The organism is Pseudomonas sp. Irchel s3f19, from assembly GCF_900187555.1.
Taxonomy (GTDB): Bacteria; Pseudomonadota; Gammaproteobacteria; order Pseudomonadales; family Pseudomonadaceae; genus Aquipseudomonas; species Aquipseudomonas capeferrum.
In genome coordinates this window covers 64,871-81,510 of the sequence record NZ_FYDW01000014.1, presented here as the reverse complement: position 1 = coordinate 81,510, position 16,640 = coordinate 64,871, and the positions used below count along the sequence as shown (strand labels likewise).

Sequence of the window (16,640 nt, the reverse complement as noted above, 5' to 3'; positions counted from 1 at the left end):
AACCGAGGTGGCTATGAAGACGACTTCCGTCAGTGAAGTGATCGATGCTGCACCCTTTAATCGCACCCACCTGCTGATACTGCTGTGGGGCTGTTTCATCATGCTGTTCGACGGCTATGACATGGTGATCTACGGCTCGGTGGTGCCGCGCCTGATGCAAGAGTGGCAACTCAGTGCAATCGAAGCCGGCACACTGGGCAGTTGTGCACTGTTCGGCATGTTGTTCGGCGGCACCTTGCTGGCGCCGCTGGCTGACCGTTACGGGCGGCGCAAGCTGATTATCCTGACCACCTTGCTGGCCAGTTGCGCCGCCTTCATGACCGGGCATGCGAGCACCCCGCTGCAGCTCGGTGCATGCCGCCTGGTGACGGGGTTGGCGCTGGGGGCGCTGGTGCCGAGCGCAGTGAACCTGATCAGCGAATTCGCCCCCCAGGGGCGGCGCAGCACCATGATCACGATAATGTCCAGCTTCTACTCGGTGGGTGCGGTGCTGTCGGCCCTGCTGGCGATCGTGGTGATCCCGCAGTGGGGCTGGCAGGCGGTGTTCTACGTGGCCGTGCTGCCAGTGCTGGCGGTGCCGTTCATGCTGCGGTACTTGCCTGAGTCGGCGGCGTTTCTTGAGCTCAAGGGCCGCCGTGACGAGCTTGATCGGCTGCTGGTCAAGGTCGACCCGACGTTCCGCCCAGGCACCGAGCTGCGCCTGCAGGGCGCCGGCCAGCCAGTGCGCACGGCGCGCGTGGCGCAGTTGTTCGGCAAGGGCCAGGCATTGGCAACCTTGCTGCTGTGGGTGGCCTTCGCCATGTGCATGCTGATGAGCTACGGCCTCAACACTTGGCTGCCCAAGTTGATGGCGCAGGGTGGCTATCCGCTGGGCTCGAGCCTTGCGTTTCTGGTGACGCTGAACATCGGCGCCACGCTGGGCGCGCTGTTCGGCGGCTGGCTGGCCGACCGGCTTGGGGTGCAGCGCACCCTGGCGCTGTTCTTCGTGCTGGCCGCCCTGTCGCTGGCGGCATTGGGCCTGCAGCCTGGCCCTGTGCTGCTGAACCTGCTGTTGCTGGTTGCCGGGGCCACCACCATCGGCACCCTGGCAGTCATCCACGCCTATGCCTCGATTGCCTACCCCGCGCACATCCGCTCCACCGGCGTCGGCTGGGCCGCCGGCATCGGCCGCCTGGGTGCGATTGCAGGGCCGATGCTCGGTGGCAGCCTGCTGTCCATGCAGTTGCCGTTGCAGCAGAACTTCCTGGCTTTCGCCTTGCCGGGGGTGATCGGTGCGCTGGCCATCGTCTGCATCCACGTACGTGCACCGCAACCGGCCGACGCGCCGGAAGCGGCCAACAAACCTACGTTTTGACCAAGGAGCCTTTCATGTCTGATACCTGCCCGCGTTACCGTGACCTTCACCTGCAGCCGATTGCCGGCCAATGGCGCGCCGGCGCTGCCGGCAAGACCCTGAACGTGCACAACCCGTTCGACGACGCCTTGTTGCTGCAGATTCCACAGGCCAACCGTGATGACCTCGATGCGGCCTACCGCGCTGCCGCCCAGGCCCAGCCGCAATGGGCGGGCCTGGGGCCAGCGGCGCGGGCGGCGGTGCTGCATGAGGTGGTGGCGGTGTTTGACCGTCGCCGCGAAGAAATTGTCGAGTGGATCATTCGCGAGTCCGGCAGCACCCGGCTCAAGGCGCAACTGGAATGGGGCGCGGCGCGGGCGATTGCGCTGGAGGCTGCGTCGTTTCCGTCGCGGGTGCACGGGCGTATCGTCGACTCCAACGTGCCGGGCAAGGAAAGCCGCGTGTACCGCAGCGCCTTGGGCGTGGTCGGGGTCATCAGCCCGTGGAACTTCCCTTTGCACCTGACCCAACGCTCGATTGCACCCGCCCTGGCGCTGGGCAATGCCGTGGTGGTCAAGCCCGCCAGCGATACGCCGGTGTGCGGCGGTTTGCTGCTGGCGCGCATCTTCGAAGAAGCCGGGCTGCCGGCGGGCGTACTCAGCGTGGTGGTCGGTGCAGGCAGTGAAATCGGCGATGCCTTTGTCGAGCATGAGCTGCCCTCGTTGATCACCTTTACCGGTTCCACCCCGGTGGGGCGCGGCATCGGCCGTATCGCCAGCGGTGGCCAGCACCTCAAGCATGTTGCGCTGGAGCTGGGCGGCAATAGCCCGTTCGTGGTGCTGGACGATGCCGATCTCGACCAGGCGGTGAACGCTGCCGTGTTCGGCAAGTTCCTGCATCAGGGGCAGATCTGCATGGCGGTGAACCGGATCATTATCGATGACAGCCTTTACGACGCGTTTGCCGAGCGCTTCGTCGCACGCGTCAAAGCGTTGGTGGTGGGGGACCCGAATTTGCCGGCAACGGTGATCGGCCCGGTGATCAACGCCCGGCAACTGCAGGGCCTGCAAGAGAAAATCAGCCTGGCCCGGGCTGAGGGCGCCGAGCCGTTGTACGAGGGTGGGGTGACCGGCAACCTGCTGGCGCCGCACGTGTATGGCGAAGTCACGGTCGACATGGACCTGGCCCGCAATGAAATCTTCGGCCCCCTGGTCGGCCTGTTGCGTGCGCGCGATGAAGCCCATGCCTTGGCGCTGGCCAACGCCAGCGAGTTCGGGCTTTCCAGCGCGGTGTTCAGCCGCAACCTGGAGCGTGCCGTGCGCTTTGCGCGCCAGGTGCGTGCGGGCATGACGCACATCAACGATATCCCGGTGAACGATGAGGCCAATGCGCCGTTCGGTGGCGAGAAAAACTCGGGGCTCGGGCGCTTCAACGGTGACTGGGCGATCGACGAGTTCACCCGCGATCACTGGGTCAGCGTGCAGCACACGCCGCGCGCGTACCCCTTCTGATGCACTGAACCCCTGAGTGCTGCCCGGCCCGGCCGGGCACCCCAGCAGCCACCCGATGACGGGCGCCGAGCCGCCCGCAGGGGCCGGCTGCGTCTATGAAAAGCGGAGAACAATAATAATGATCGACACGTCTTGCACCCTGGCCCGTACGGCCGTTGCCGTTTCGCTGGTGTCAGGCCTGAGCCTGCCTGCCTGGGCCGAGGAGGGCGGCTTCTTCGAAGATGCCAAGGCTGGGCTGACGCTGCGCAACTACTACTTCAACCGGGATTTTCGCGATTCGGGTGCGGCCAAGAGCAAGGTCGACGAGTGGGCCCAGGGCTTCATTCTGAAGTTCACCTCCGGCTATACCCCTGGCCTGGTCGGCGTCGGCCTGGATGGCATTGCCCTGTTCGGCATGAAGCTGGACAGCAGCCGCGATGCCAGTGGCTCCGAGTTGCTGCCGGTGCACGATGACGGGCGTGCGGCAGACAACTATGGGCGGGCTGGGCTGGCGGCCAAGCTGCGCATTTCGGCAACTGAGCTGAAGGTGGGCGAGCTGATGCCCGACATCCCGCTGTTGCGCTACGACGATGGCCGCTTGCTGCCGCAGACCTTTCGCGGGGCGATGCTCGACTCGCGCGAGATAGAAGGCCTGAGCCTGCAGGCTGGCCAGTACCGTGAGGTGAGCCTGCGCAACTCGTCCAACATGCAGGACTTGTCGGCCTGGGCGGCGCCGGGGGTGATGGCTGACGGCTTCAATTACGCCGGTGCCGAGTACCGTTTCAACCAGCAGCGCACGCTGGTCGGTGCCTGGCATTCGCAGCTCGAAGACATCTACCAGCAAAGCTACTTCAACCTGCTGCACACGCAGCCGCTGGGTAACTGGACGCTGGCGGCCAACCTGGGTTATTTCATCGACAAGGAAGACGGTCAGGCGCGCATTGGCGATATCCAGAGCCGCACGGCGTATGGCTTGGTGTCGGCTTCGCACAGCGGGCACACGGTGTACCTTGGGTTGCAGAAGGTCAGCGGCGACAGCCAGTGGATGTCGGTGTATGGCAGCAGTGGCCGGACCTTGGGCAACGATATGTTCAATGGCAACTTCAGCAACGCCGATGAGCGATCCTGGCAGGTGCGTTATGACTACAACTTTGCCGCGATGGGCGTGCCAGGGTTGTTGGCGATGGTGCGCTATGGGCACGGCGAGAATGCCACCACGGGGGCGGGCAGCAATGGCAAGGAGTGGGAGCGTGACACCGAGGTGAACTACACCTTCCAGAGTGGCACCTTGAAGAACCTCAACATTCGGTTGAACAACGCCAGCAACCGGCGCAGCTTCAGTGGTGACTTCGACCAGACGCGGTTGATCGTGAGTTATCCGTTTTCGTTGTGACCGTTGGGGGCGCTGTGCGCCCCTTTCCCACAGCACCCTGGAAACTGCAGTTACCCGGCGAATCGAGCCTGGCGCCGGCGCACTTCCTCGCGTACCGCCGGGATCACCCAGCGCCCGTAATCCACCGTGTCATACAGCGGGTCATACCCACGGTTGAGAAACGTACTCACGCCTAGATCAACATAATCCAGCAAGGCCTGCGCCACCGTTTCGGGCGTGCCCACCAGCGCCGTGGTATCACCATAAGCCCCCACCGCCGTCGCCGTCGGCATCCACAACGCCCGGTCATGCCGGTCAGCGCGGGCGGCGGCGGCAAGCAGCCGCTCGGAGCCGGTGCCCTTGATGCGCTTCTGCCATGGGCTGTCCGCTGCAAACTGCGGGTTGGCCTTGATCTGCGCGAGGATCTGCTCGGCACGCTGCCAGGCCAGCTCCTCGGTGGCCCCCAGAATCAACCGCACCGACAAACTCACCCGGGGTGCCGCCACGCCTGCGGCACTCGCTGCAGCCTTGAGCTTGGCGATCTGCTCGGCCACACCGGCCAGCGGTTCACCCCACAGGGCATACAGGTCCGCATGTTTGACGGCGATCTGGTAAGCGATATCGGACGAGCCACCGAAGGAGATCGGGATATGCGGCTGCTGCAGCGGCTTGACCGGCGAGAAGGCCCCTTGGATGTTGAAGAAGCGGCCTTCGAAGTCGAACGGCTCCTCGGCCGTCCAGGTGCGCCGGACAATCTCCAGGTACTCGTCGGCACGCCGGTAGCGCTCGGTCTTGTCCAGCAGGGTGTCACCTTCCTGCGGCTCGGCGGTGATGCCGGTGATCGCGTGCAAGCGGATGCGCCCGCCGCCGGTGGTGTGGTCGAGGGTGGCGAATGCCCGCGCAGCCACCGTCGGCGCGGTGAGCGCCGGGCGGTGGGCGATCATGAAGCCGAGGCGTTCGGTGTGCGCGGCCGCATAGGCGGCAATCTGCAGGCTGTCGGCGCTACCGGGGCCGCTGGCGATCAGCACGCGGTCGAAACCGGCCTGCTCATGGGCGCGGGCATGGTGGCGGATGAACGGCAGGTCGAAGTCGGGTGAGCGTACGCCGCGCGTCTCGGACCACTGGCGGGGGAAGATCATACCGACGAATTCAATGGACATGGCTTAAGCCTTTTACGGTGAGGATGGGGTCAGAACTGGTAATCGACCTGAGCCAGCAAGGTGCGCCCGGGCATCGGTTGCAGGAAGGTGTTGGTCGAACCTGCCAGGCCACTGACGAAATTCAGCTCGTCGGTAACGTTGAGCATGCGCACCGTGACGCCCCACTGGGGCTGGCGGTAGTACACGGCAAGGTCGAGGTTGTATTCGTCGGGCACCTTCACCGTCTTGCTCAGGTTCAGGTACCAACTGCTGGTCCACCAGCCGGAAAGCTCCACGCCGAAGCCGGAATCGAAGCGGTAGTCGACATAGCCGCCGGCGTTGTACTCGGGGATCTGCACCGCATCGAACTTGCCGGACGGGCGCTGGTTGAGGCTGTTGTTGTCGCCGAACACGGTGCCGTTGTCGGCGATGAAACCGGCCGAGGCAAACCCGGCCTGGCTGGTGAACTCGTTGTAGGCACTGATGCGGCTGAGGTTGAGGCCCCCGCGCAGGTGCTCGTCCTGGTAACGCAGGGTCGCTTCCCAGCCTTTGACGATCAGCCGGGCGATATTGTTGTTGCTGTCCGGCGCCTGGTCGCGTGCCTGCTTGTAGGCGGCCAGGGTGAAGAACAGCTGGTCGGGCACGGCCTCCACCTTCAACCCTACTTCGTGCAGCACGCTCAGGCTCTCGAACGCCAGCGGGTTGAGCTGGTTGGCCCCGGTGCCACTGCCCCAGCCCAGGCCATTGGTGAAGAAGCCGGTATTGACGGCCAGCGAGCGGTCGAAGGTGTAGTACAGGGTGCTGTTGTCGGTGGGCTTGAAGTAGGGGCTTACCTGTACCGAGAACAGCCGGTAGTTGTCCGAGTCCTTGCGCGGGTTGCCGCCGGCGAGCACGAAGGGGTTTTCGATGCGGGCATCGATCCAGCTGCGGCTGGCCCCCACATTCAACCCCACGCGCTCGCCCAGGCGCAGGTTGTGCTGGCTGAACAGGGTCTTGGTGGTCCAGGTGCTGTCGGCGGTGTAGGGCGCCACCGATTCGGCGTACAGGCCGTGCCCCGCCGGGTACATGGCCGGCAGGTTGAGCCAGCCGTAATAGCTGGACAGCTGCGGCACGCCGGGTTGGCCGATCCAGGCGCCGTTGCCGCCTGCGGGGTTGCGCCCGGCCAGGCCAAGCAGGTCGCCCGGGTTTTTCAGGGTCGGGTCGAGGGTGAGGTCGTAGGCGTTGATGGTGGAGCCGAAATTGTTGTTGGCAGCGATCGACTCGTTGCTTTCGCGGCGGTAGATCAGCCCGTTGTTGCTGTCGTCGACCAGCGTCAGGCCGCCCAGTTGCCATTGCCCGCGGGCGCGGAACTCGAAGCGGTTGTCGAAGATGTCGTCCTTGCCTTGCACCTGGAACGCGCCCACAGCATCGGTGGTGTCGGTCGAGCGCTGGTAGAAGGTGCTGTTGGCCAGGGTGATCGACGGGGTCAGGTCACCCTCGACGCGCAGTTGTGTGGTGAAGCGCCGCGAGCGGTTCTGGTCCTCGGCGCGCTGGCCGGTCTGCGCCGACAGCGAGGTCTGGCCATTGCCTGCCAGCGCCGGGTCGTACACCCAGCCGCGCAGGCTGCCTGGGTTTGCCTGGGTGTTGGGTGAGGCGCCCTGGAAGCTGCCATCGACCACCTGGTACTGGCCCTGCGCGTTGCGCTGGCGCTGCACCCAGCCCAGCACCTGGGCGTCGCTGGCAGCGGACGACAGCACCGGCGACCACAGGTTGTTGCCGTTCTGGATGATCGGCGTGGCACGGCCGGCGTTGTACTTGCCGTGGTCTACCAGGTCTTGGGTGGCACGGTTCCAGCCGTGGGTGATGTTGTAGTCGTAGTAGTCGTCGTAGGCGGCGTTCCAGTCCACCCGCAGGTTGTCGTTGCGCCAGGCGAGTGCGCCGTAGAACGCGTCGAAGTTGTTGTCGACGTTGTCGTAGAAGGTTTGCTGGCGCTGGCGGGTGATGCTGACCCGGTAGGCCAGGCTGTCACTGATGGGGCCGGTGTGGTCGACACTGAATTTGCTGGCATCGCGCGATTCGCCGTCGGGGACCCAACTGCCGACTTCGCCGCTGAGGCGGGTACGGAAGCGGTTGAAGTCGGGCTTCTTGCTCAGGTAGTTGACGTAGCCGCCGCTGCCACTGACCGAACCGTAGGTGACCGAGGAGGGCCCGGCAACGATGTCGGCACCCTCGTAGGCGTTGAAGTTGGCGGGGTGGCGTACGCCGTAGGCGCGTTGGCCATCCTGGAACACCTCGGAGTTCTGCCCGCGCATCTGCGGGGCGATACCGGCGTTCTGGCCGCCACCGCGGGTAATGCCGGGGGCGTACTTGACCAGGTCATCAGCGCTCTGGATCGGGTCGCGGGCCAGTTGCTCGGCGTTGATCTGGGTGACCGAGCGTGGGGTGTCGAGGACCTTGGTTTCCAGGCCGCCGTAGATCGAGGCGGGTGGGCGCGTAGGCAGGGCGTCGTCGTCAGTTTGTTCGGCTTGCACGGTGACCGTTTGCAGGGGGGTGTCTTCGGCATACGCCATGGGCACGGTAGCGGCCAGGATGGCGAGGGCCAGCGAGCTGGGCTGGAATTTGGGGTGCAGCAAGGCAACGCGGGGCATGGGGCTGGGCCTCGTACTATTCGGGGAATGGGAAAAGCGAGGGGCGCAGCCGCGCCTGCGGTTGATGGGTTTATCGGCGGATTGCCGGGGGCGCTAAGCGCCCCTGATGCTCAACTTCTCAGCCACAGGCTCTCGAACCTCCAGGTACTGAACAGCGATTGCTCCGCCTGCGCCCCACCCACCCGGGTACTGACGCTGTCGAGCAAATCGGCAAAGCCCCAGATCAGCATGCCGCCGCGTTCGTATTGGATGCGCTGCGCGCGGTGCACCAGCGCCTTGCGTTTCTCCAGGTCAGGCTGAGCCATGGCGGCGAGGAAGGCTTCGCTGAAGGCGCGGTCGTGGAAGTGGGTCTTGTTGGCCACGGCGAACGGCGCGTCGGTGTGAATGGCGCTGGCCAGAAACGGCGCGCCGATGCTGCCACCGGTGCTCAAGGTCCAGTCGTCGCGTTGCGGGCCCTGGAACGTTGCCAGGTCCACTTGACGCACCGTGATCGTCACGCCGATGCGCCGCGCCTGTTCGGCCAGCACCAGCGCTGAGGCAAGCCCCGGCCCTGGGGTCGTCACCAGTTCCACCTGCAGGCCTTCCTGGCCTGCGTCCTTGAGCAGCTGCGCCGCCCGTTGTGGGTCATGCGGGCGTGGCCCGAGGCTGTGGTCGAAGGTGGGGTCGAAGGGTGCGTACAGGTCGTTGGCCACGCGGCCTTGGCCATTGAGCGCGCGGCGCACCAGCTCTTCGCGGTCGGCCAGCAGGCGAAACGCCTCGCGCACCCGTGGGTCGTCGAACGGCGGCTTGGCGGTGTTCATGTCGAACGACAACCAGTTGCCGCTCACCGATTTCAACAGGCGCAGGCGCGGGTCGGCCTGCAGCACCTGAAGGTGCTCGGTGGACATCACGTTGGCCATGTCGATCTGCCCGGCGCGCAAGGCCGCCAGGCGGCCGGTCTGGTCCTTGAAGTCGATGATTTCCAGTTCATCGGCGTAGGGCTTGCCGGGCTTGTAGTAGTTGTCGAAACGGGTGAACAGCGAGCGTTGGCCCGGGGTGAAGCTTTTGAGTTTGTAAGGCCCGGCACCGACCGGGTTGGTGACGGGGTGGTAATCGACCGGCACGATGCCGCCGAAGTTGACCCAGGTTTCGGGCAGCGGCAGGTAGCTACGGCCTTCGCGAAAACCCAGGCGCACGGTGCGTGAGTCGAGCTTGACCAGGTTGTCGCGGTCGACCCAGTGCAGCAGCGCCGCGTAGGGTGAGGCCAGCTGCGGGTCGGTCAGGCGCCGGATGGAGAAGATCAGGTCGTCGGCGTCGATGGTCTTGCCGTGGTGAAACTCCAGCCCCGGTTTGAGCCGCAGGGTCCAGCCGCTGGCGTCGGCATTGGGCTCGGCAAGTTCGGCCAGGGCCAGGCGCGGCTGCATCTGCTCGTCCCACTCCCACAGCTTGCTGTACAGGGCAAAGCCCCGCACGATGCCGCTGCCGACCGGCTTGTGGGCGTCGAGGTTACCGCTCTGGTTGCCATCGATGATGCCCAGGCGCAGGCGCCCGCCATGACGCGGCAGGTCGGCAACCGCGTGGCCGGGGCTGTCGCTTGGGCCGCAGCCGGCCAGCAGCCCGCCGGCCAGCACGCCGGCATGGCCGAGGAAGCTGCGCCGGTTCAGTGGGTAACCGTCCCAGGCCATGGCATCAGGCTCCGTTGCTGGCGTGCAGTTGCACAGGGGTGGGTGCCGGACGGGTGAGGGCGGCCCGCTGGTCACGGAAGTGCGGCAGGATGTGCTCGCCGATGCGGTAGGCTTCTTCCAGGTGCGGGTAGCCGGCGAGGAAGAACAGGTCGATGCCGATGCCGTGGTACTCGCGGATGCGCGCCACCACGTTGGCATAGCTGCCCACCAGCGCGCAGCCCGGGGGGATGCCGATGTAGCCGAAGCCGGTCCACACGTTGGGGTGGATGAAAAAGTCGTCGAAGGCCTGTTGCTCGTCGTTGTCGCTGTAGCCGTGCTCGTAGCTCAGCTTGCGTGCCGTGCGCAGGCCGGCGTGGGCGGCGCGGGCCTTGACCGTGCCCTTGGCCACGCCTTCGTCGAAGAAGCGTTTGGCCTCGGCCCGCGCGGCCTCTTCGGTGTCGCGGGCGATCACATCGATGGACAGGCCGAAACGAATGTCGGTACGCCCCCACTTCAAGGCGCGGGCGCGGATGTCGGCGATCAGCGAGGCGATCTCGTCCGGGTGTTCGGCACGCATCAGGTAGAAGTCGGCATGCTTGGCAGCGAACTCGCGCGCCGCCACCGACGAACCAGCCGTGCAGATCAGCGGCAGCTCGGCTTTTTTCAGCGGCCCGCGCAGGCCGCCGCCCTCGGCGCGGTAGTAGCGGCCTTCGTAGTGAAACTGCTCGTTGTGCCAGTAGCCGCGCACCACGTCCATGAACTCCGTGGCGCGGGCGTAGCGCTGGTCGTGGTCTTCGAAGTCGCCGACCTGGCGCTGGAGGGCATCGGAGCCGCCGTTGATGATGTTCCACACCAGCCGGTTGCCCGTGGCGCGCTGGTAGGTCGCGGCCTGTTGCACCGCCACCCAGGGTGTGTAGTGGTAGGGCTGGAACGCGGTGACGAACTTGAGGGTGCGGGTTTCTCGCGCCAGCAGCGAGCACACGGTCCACGGCTCTTCGCCGGTGGGCGCATTGACCATCAGCGCGCCACCGAAGCCGTTGATTTCCGCTGCGCGGGCGATCTGGCCGAGGTAGTCGATATAGGTGAAGTGATCACCTACGGCAAACCCGGACACGGCACCGCTGCTGGCGCCGCCCGCGTGCCAGTCGCCACGGTTGCGGGGGTCGCCTGGGAGGTACTGGGTTTCGCCATGCAGCGGCAGGCGGGTGAAGAATTCGAGGCTCATGAGGTGGCTTCCTTACTGGACGCTGGGGCTGCAGTTGGGCGTGACCGGCTGGCCGCTGATGACCTGGCGGGCGAAGGGGATCGAGTCCTTGAGCGAGGCGTTGACCGTTTCGCTGTGCCCCAGGCCCTTGTACAGATGGCCTTGCACCACCGAGCCTGCCTTGCAGGCGTCCTGCATCAGCGCGACCTGGGTGGCGGCGGCGGGGGTCTTGTCCTCGGCACCGGTGCCGATGAAGATCGGCTGGGCCAGTTTCAGGGTGGGGTAGGACACCTGTGCCAGCCATGGCTTGAGCTTATCGCCCTGGTAGTCCTTCTTGGCGTTGGCCGGGGTCAGGCCGGTGCCGACCACGTCACTGACCAGCGATGACAGGCAACTGGTGCGCGCTTGCTCGAACAGCGGCAGGGCTTTGTCGGTATAGAAATCACGCGGGTTGATGCTCGGGTCGTACTGCTGCGCGGCAAGCAGGGTGTAGAAGCCGTACGCCAGCGCCGGGTCGACCTTGTTCGGGTCCTGTTCGCCGACGTTTTTCTGGCCCACGGTGTAGATCACGCCGGTGCCGATGCTGCCCTTGACCCCCAGTTTCGGCGCGTAGGTTGCCGCGTAGGCACCGGCTGCGAACGCACCGGCGCCGCCTTGGGACTGGCCGACGATCAGCACTTTGTCGGCAAGCCCAGGCACGCCCGCGACCACGGCTTTGGCTGCATCGAGAATGCCGTAGGCGGCCATGCGGTTGTTCAGCAGCGGGTGGCCACCTGGCACGCCCAGGCCTTGGTAGTCGGTGGCGACGATGGCATAGCCCTCTTCGAGCCAGCGGTTCAGGTACTGCACATCGCGGTAGGAGCGCCCGGCCCACGACGGTGCGCAGATATCCGCCACACCGACGGTGCCATGGCCCCAGCTGGCGACCGGCCAGCCGCCGGCCGGCGCCTTGCCTTTGGGAATGAACAGCGCGCCGGACACCACGATCGGCGTCTTGCCGTCGATGCCGTCCAGCGAGGTGTAGAGGATGCGCTGGGCACTGGCGGCGTTGGGCAGGCTCAGCGCCGGGTCCAGTGCTTCGCTGCGCAGCAGTTTGCCAGGCGTGGCGGGGATCGCCTTGGTCCAGGTGTAGAAGCTCGAAACGCGGCCGTCACCCTGTTGTGGGTCGGGTGTGGGGGCGTAGGTGTCGGCGGCCAAGGCGCCAATGGAAAAGGCCAGGGCACTAAGGCCGAAGATGACGGAAACAGGCAGTTTCATGGGTGATGTTCTCAAGGTTGTTGGCTGATTTGAGCGTCCAGGGACGGCCAATAGTGGGTGAGCTGCAGGTCGATCAGTGCCTGGCGGGTGAAGCCTGTGGCCAGGTCGTGGGTGATGTCGTAGGGCGTGCGGATCAGGCGGTTGGCCAGGGCGTACTGGCCCAGCGCGTCGTAGTGGGCCTTGAGCTGGGCATCGCTCTTCGGTGCCCAGCGCGCCTTCCACGCCACCGGGTCGTCCTGGTCGTCACGGCGCAGCACGCTTTCGGCCACGCCCGCGCGCGAGGACAGCGCGTAATAGCCATCGCGGTTCTGCTCCTGGGAGATCCACCAGGCCGCGCGCACCCAGGCCGTGGCGACCAGCTGCGTGAGGTCGGCGTGCTGCTGCACGAAGCGGTCGGTGCCCCACAGGTCGGATACCAGCCGCCAGTCATTGGCGCCTTGCTTGGTCGACCAGAGGATCCGCGCCACGCCTTTGTCTTGCAGGGCATAGGCCTCGTTGAGCAGCACGGCTGCATCGACCTTGCCGGCTGCCACGGCGGCGGCGCCAACCTGCGGGTTGAGGTTGGCGACCTTGAAGTCGCCGAGCGTCAGCCCCTGGCTTTGCAGGAAGTTGCTGAAGGCGAACTCCCAGGGGCGCCCGCGGTGCAGGGCCAGGCGCTTGCCCTTGAGGTCCTGGATGCTGTTTACCGTAGAGTCACTGGGCACCACCAGGTAGATGTTGTTGCCGCTGCCGCCAGGCACGATCAGCTTGCCGGGCACCTGGCCGGCCCCGGCGATGACCGAAGGCAGGTCGCCGCGCACGGCGAAGTCCAGGCTGTTGTTGCTGAAGCCTTCGTTGATTTGCGGGCCGGCGCCGGCGTGGGGCAGGGCGGTCCATTGCAGTTTCACGCCGCGGGCGGTCAATTGCTGTTCGAGCCAACCGTCTTCGATCACCCGCCCCGGGATGCCACCGAATACCGGCGCGCCGCCTTGGGTGAAGGCAACGATGGCGATGCGCACCGCAGCCGGTGGTTCGGCCGCCAGTGCGGTCAGGCTGAGGAGCAGGCCGCCCAGCAGGGCCAGGCCGTAACGCCAAAGATTGTTCATGTGCAGCTCCAGGCAGGGTTCAACAGGTTTGGGCCGCGTGTTGCAGCGGACCAGGCGTTGACAGGCCAAGAGCGAAATACATGCCATGATTTGCAAAGCGCGCTGCAGGCCTTTAACGGCGGGGCTTTCAGCGAGTATGGAGGGTACGTTGGGCAGCCTTGCCTGCTGATCGGCAGGCAGGGGAGTGTTGACGGGTTGCTGCTCCAGCAGCAGCCGGTTGCTGGAAATTTTTATATTTCAAATTAGAATATATAAAGATTAATTAATAATTTTTTGATCTAATTTGTTTCGGGCACTATGGGGGTGCGCGTCAATTGCCAGGAATGCCCCCATGTCGCTGATCACCCATCCTAATGCCCGAGAGCTGACCAAGTCGGTACGTGCCACCGTGCTTGTGTTCAAGGACCCTCGCTCCCAGGAGTTGCTCAGCCGTATCGAGCGCCTGGCGCCCAGCGAGGCCAATACCCTGATCATCGGCGAAACCGGAACCGGCAAGGAACTTGTCGCTCGCCATATCCATCAACTGAGCCGTCGTGGCCGCGAGCCGTTCGTGGCAGTGAACTGCGGTGCGTTTGCCGAAACCCTGGTCGAGAGCGAACTGTTCGGCCATGAGAAAGGTGCCTTCACCGGCGCCACCTCGAACAAGGCCGGTTGGTTCGAGGCTGCCAACGGCGGCACGCTGTTCCTCGACGAGATTGGTGACTTGCCGCTGAACATGCAGGTGAAGTTGCTGCGCGTGCTGCAGGAGCGCGAGGTCGTGCGGCTGGGCTCGCGCACGCCGATCCCGATCAATGTGCGCTTGGTGGCGGCGACCAACGTCAACCTGGCTGATGCCGTGGTGGCGGGGCATTTTCGTGAAGACCTGTTCTACCGCCTGCACGTTGCTACCATCCGCCTGCCGCCGCTGCGTGAGCGGCCGGGTGACATTCTGCCACTGGCAGAATTTTTCATCGAAGAGCATTGCCGGCGCCTGGGTTACGAGCGTGCCGCGCTCAGCCCGGACGCCGAACGCAAATTGCTGGCCCATAGCTGGCCGGGCAACATTCGCGAACTGGAAAACGCGATTCACCATGCGCTGCTGGTGTGCCGTTATCAGGTCGTGGCACCTGCGGACCTGCACCTGGTGGACATGAGGCCGCAAGGCGCGGCCCAGGTGTATGCCGCGCATCCCGGCGCAGCACCGGCGATCGCCCCACCGGCCAACCTTGAGAGTGCGTTGCTGGCGCTGTTTGAGCAGAACGTGCCGAACCTCTACGAGCACATCGAGGAGACGGTGTTCCGGGCCGCGTACCGCTATTGCCACGGCAACCAGTTGCAGACCGGGCGGTTGTTGAACATCAGCCGCAACATCGTGCGGGCTCGGCTGGAAAAGATCGGTGAGTTGACCAAGGCGTGATGTGAGGGGCAGCCGCCGGTCTGGCAGACAGCCTGGCGGCGTGGCAGTAGCGGCATGAATGAAGGGTTGCGAAGCCCCAGACGACTCAGGTTAAATGAGAGTCATTACTAAAGACGCCCTTGCCGGTTCACTCCATGTCCTGCGCTGACCCCTCCCTGCAAAAAACCGTGCACACGCTCTACGCCGAGCACCATCCCTGGCTGTGTGGGTGGCTGCGCAACAAGCTCGGTTGTGTCGAGCATGCCGCAGACCTGGCCCAGGACACCTTCATCCGCGTGCTGACCCTGCGCAAGGCGGCCGAGCTGCGTGAACCACGGGCCTATCTGAGCAGTATCGCGCGCAGCCTGATGATCGACATGTTCCGGCGTCGGGCCGTTGAGCAGGCCTACCTGGAAACGCTGGCCGCCCGCCCCGAGCAGTTCGAGGTTTCGCCCGAGGCGCGCACGTTGATCATCGAAGCGTTGCTGGAGATCGATCGCCTGCTCGACGGCCTGGGCGCCCGCACCCGTGAAATTTTCCTGATGGCGCAACTCGATGGGCTGAGTTATGTCGAGATCGGGCGGCGGCTGGACGTTTCGGTCACCACCGTCAAGAAGCACGCCGTGCGTGCGCTGACCCATTGCCTGATGCTGGCCGAGGACTGAACCGTGGCCGAGGCTCAGCCCCTGGACCGGCGTGTGCTCGAAGCCGCTGCGCGCTGGTATGTCGAGTTGCGTTGCGATGCGGATGAAACCACGCGCGCGGCGCACCAGCGCTGGTTGCACAGCCATCCTCTGCACCTGCAGGCCTGGGAACGCCTGGCGCGCTTGCAGGGCACGTTCGAGCAGGTGGCACCGGGCATCGCCCGCCCGACCCTGAGCAGTGCCAGGGCCAAGCGCCGCGAGGTGCTCAAGGTGATGTCGATCGTGCTGGCTGCGGGCGGGGCAGGGGGGCTGGCCTGGAACGAGGGGGGCGTTGCGCGGTTGATGGCCGACCAGCGCACAGGGGTTGGCGAGCGCCGTTCGCTGCGCTTGCAGGATGGCAGCCGCTTGCAGTTGAACACGGCCACGGCGGTGGATATCCGCTACAGCGCCCAATGGCGAGCATTGCACCTGTTGGGCGGTGAAATAGCGGTGGAAACTGCCCGCGACGAGCAGGCCCGAGCGTTCATCGTGCATACCGATCAAGGCAGCATCCGTGCCCTGGGCACCCGGTTCACCGTGCGCAGCGATGCCGATAGCACCCGGGTTTGTGTGCTGGAGCATGCCGTGGAGGTGCGCAGCGCGCATGCGTTGGCCGCAACGCGCGTCGAGGCCGGCCAGCAACTGAGTTTTCGCGCCGATGGCGTAGGGCTGGTGCAGCCCGCCACCGCGCTGCCTGACGCCTGGACCCGCGACATGCTGCTGGTGGATGACTGGCGCCTTGGCGATGTTGTCAGCGAATTGCAACGCTATCGGCCTGGGCACCTTGGGTGTGATGAGGCGGTCAGTGAGCTGCGGCTGTCTGGGGCTTTTCATTTGGGCAATATCGACACTGTGCTGGATAACCTCACGACTACCTTGCCGGTGCGTGTTCGTCGGTTCAGCCGTTATTGGGCGCGTGTTGAGGCGGTTTGAGGGTGAGGGTATTGAGGGGGTGCCATGTGTTTGCCACGACATTTTCAGCGCCTATGAGATCGAGCGCCGCCCGCGCGGCGCATCGCGACGCAAGGCCGCTCCTACATTTGTTTCGGGCCAATTATTCCTGGGGGATTGGCGCGCGGCCCCTTGGTGCCCCCCTCAATATCGCGTCGTACAAACAAGGCGGTCGCGCGCAAATGCCACTGGCCGCACTGGCCCGAAACAGATGTGGGAGCGGCCTTGCGCCGCGAAGCGCCGCGCGGGCGGCGCTCGATCTCATAGGCGCTGAAAATGCCAAGCCTGGCACCTGCGGCGCTCGATCTCACAGGCGCTGAAAATGCCGTGGCAAACACAGGGTCGCCTCTACCCATCTCCCAACCAGAAAATCGCAGCCAAGCCCCATTCCATAAACGCGCCCTTTTTTACATAAGGGGGGTTACCGATTCCGATTCTCATTCGACTTGTAAGTAGAGGCGCCTCTGACGCCATAAAAAAC

Annotated in this window: 12 protein-coding genes; 6 read left to right on the top strand and 6 right to left on the bottom strand. The window is 65.2% G+C overall.

What is annotated here, in order from left to right:
• The first annotated feature begins 13 nt into the window (after window positions 1-13).
• The 3 genes from CKW22_RS23465 to CKW22_RS23455 all read left to right on the top strand — a co-directional run bounded on the left by CKW22_RS23465 (window position 14) and on the right by CKW22_RS23455 (window position 4,216).
• Window positions 14-1,354, top strand: a complete 1,341-nt coding sequence (locus CKW22_RS23465) for an aromatic acid/H+ symport family MFS transporter (protein WP_033697225.1) — start codon at window positions 14-16, stop codon at window positions 1,352-1,354.
• A gap of 14 nt (window positions 1,355-1,368) precedes the next feature.
• The gene (locus CKW22_RS23460; protein ID WP_047583524.1) at window positions 1,369-2,844 is read left to right on the top strand and encodes an aldehyde dehydrogenase family protein; all 1,476 of its coding nucleotides are present in this window, start codon (window positions 1,369-1,371) and stop codon (window positions 2,842-2,844) included.
• A gap of 118 nt (window positions 2,845-2,962) precedes the next feature.
• Window positions 2,963-4,216, top strand: a complete 1,254-nt coding sequence (locus CKW22_RS23455; protein ID WP_033697229.1) for an OprD family porin — start codon at window positions 2,963-2,965, stop codon at window positions 4,214-4,216.
• 50 nt (window positions 4,217-4,266) lie between these two features.
• On the opposite strand, the gene CKW22_RS23450 is transcribed toward CKW22_RS23455, so the two are convergent.
• From CKW22_RS23450 to CKW22_RS23425, 6 genes are all read right to left on the bottom strand, one after another.
• Entirely contained in the window at window positions 4,267-5,355 is a 1,089-nt protein-coding gene (locus CKW22_RS23450; RefSeq protein WP_033697231.1) for an LLM class flavin-dependent oxidoreductase, read from the bottom strand.
• Window positions 5,356-5,384: 29 nt separating this feature from the next.
• Window positions 5,385-7,961 carry a TonB-dependent siderophore receptor gene (locus CKW22_RS23445; protein WP_095065221.1) on the bottom strand — a complete coding sequence of 859 codons (2,577 nt, stop codon included), beginning with the start codon at window positions 7,959-7,961 and terminating at the stop codon, window positions 5,385-5,387.
• Window positions 7,962-8,071: 110 nt separating this feature from the next.
• Window positions 8,072-9,625: an ABC transporter substrate-binding protein gene (locus CKW22_RS23440; protein WP_033697235.1), complete on the bottom strand. Its 1,554-nt coding sequence runs from the start codon at window positions 9,623-9,625 to the stop codon at window positions 8,072-8,074.
• A 4-nt stretch (window positions 9,626-9,629) separates the two neighbouring features.
• Complete coding sequence (locus CKW22_RS23435; protein ID WP_095065220.1) at window positions 9,630-10,829, bottom strand: LLM class flavin-dependent oxidoreductase; 1,200 nt, start codon at window positions 10,827-10,829, stop codon at window positions 9,630-9,632.
• 12 nt (window positions 10,830-10,841) lie between these two features.
• Window positions 10,842-12,065: a lipase family protein gene (locus CKW22_RS23430; protein ID WP_033697239.1), complete on the bottom strand. Its 1,224-nt coding sequence runs from the start codon at window positions 12,063-12,065 to the stop codon at window positions 10,842-10,844.
• Window positions 12,066-12,076: 11 nt separating this feature from the next.
• Window positions 12,077-13,150 carry a PhnD/SsuA/transferrin family substrate-binding protein gene (locus CKW22_RS23425; RefSeq protein WP_095065218.1) on the bottom strand — a complete coding sequence of 358 codons (1,074 nt, stop codon included), beginning with the start codon at window positions 13,148-13,150 and terminating at the stop codon, window positions 12,077-12,079.
• A gap of 331 nt (window positions 13,151-13,481) precedes the next feature.
• On the opposite strand from CKW22_RS23425, the gene CKW22_RS23415 reads away from it, so the two are divergent.
• From CKW22_RS23415 to CKW22_RS23405, 3 genes are all read left to right on the top strand, one after another.
• Complete coding sequence (locus CKW22_RS23415; protein ID WP_033697246.1) at window positions 13,482-14,546, top strand: sigma-54-dependent Fis family transcriptional regulator; 1,065 nt, start codon at window positions 13,482-13,484, stop codon at window positions 14,544-14,546.
• A gap of 134 nt (window positions 14,547-14,680) precedes the next feature.
• The gene (locus CKW22_RS23410; RefSeq protein ID WP_033697249.1) at window positions 14,681-15,190 is read left to right on the top strand and encodes a sigma-70 family RNA polymerase sigma factor; all 510 of its coding nucleotides are present in this window, start codon (window positions 14,681-14,683) and stop codon (window positions 15,188-15,190) included.
• Between the two features lie 3 nt (window positions 15,191-15,193).
• Complete coding sequence (locus tag CKW22_RS23405; RefSeq protein ID WP_033697251.1) at window positions 15,194-16,141, top strand: FecR domain-containing protein; 948 nt, start codon at window positions 15,194-15,196, stop codon at window positions 16,139-16,141.
• Window positions 16,142-16,640 lie beyond the last annotated feature (499 nt).

Bases quoted from the DNA above. Each gene is read 5' to 3' on its own strand.
- CKW22_RS23465 (WP_033697225.1), top strand. From the start codon at position 14: ATGAAGACGACTTCCGTCAGTGAAGTGATCGATGCTGCACCCTTTAAT.
- CKW22_RS23460 (WP_047583524.1), top strand. From the start codon at position 1,369: ATGTCTGATACCTGCCCGCGTTACCGTGACCTTCACCTGCAGCCGATT.
- CKW22_RS23455 (WP_033697229.1), top strand. From the start codon at position 2,963: ATGATCGACACGTCTTGCACCCTGGCCCGTACGGCCGTTGCCGTTTCG.
- CKW22_RS23450 (WP_033697231.1), bottom strand. From the start codon at position 5,355: ATGTCCATTGAATTCGTCGGTATGATCTTCCCCCGCCAGTGGTCCGAG.
- CKW22_RS23445 (WP_095065221.1), bottom strand. From the start codon at position 7,961: ATGCCCCGCGTTGCCTTGCTGCACCCCAAATTCCAGCCCAGCTCGCTG.
- CKW22_RS23440 (WP_033697235.1), bottom strand. From the start codon at position 9,625: ATGGCCTGGGACGGTTACCCACTGAACCGGCGCAGCTTCCTCGGCCAT.
- CKW22_RS23435 (WP_095065220.1), bottom strand. From the start codon at position 10,829: ATGAGCCTCGAATTCTTCACCCGCCTGCCGCTGCATGGCGAAACCCAG.
- CKW22_RS23430 (WP_033697239.1), bottom strand. From the start codon at position 12,065: ATGAAACTGCCTGTTTCCGTCATCTTCGGCCTTAGTGCCCTGGCCTTT.
- CKW22_RS23425 (WP_095065218.1), bottom strand. From the start codon at position 13,150: ATGAACAATCTTTGGCGTTACGGCCTGGCCCTGCTGGGCGGCCTGCTC.
- CKW22_RS23415 (WP_033697246.1), top strand. From the start codon at position 13,482: ATGTCGCTGATCACCCATCCTAATGCCCGAGAGCTGACCAAGTCGGTA.
- CKW22_RS23410 (WP_033697249.1), top strand. From the start codon at position 14,681: ATGTCCTGCGCTGACCCCTCCCTGCAAAAAACCGTGCACACGCTCTAC.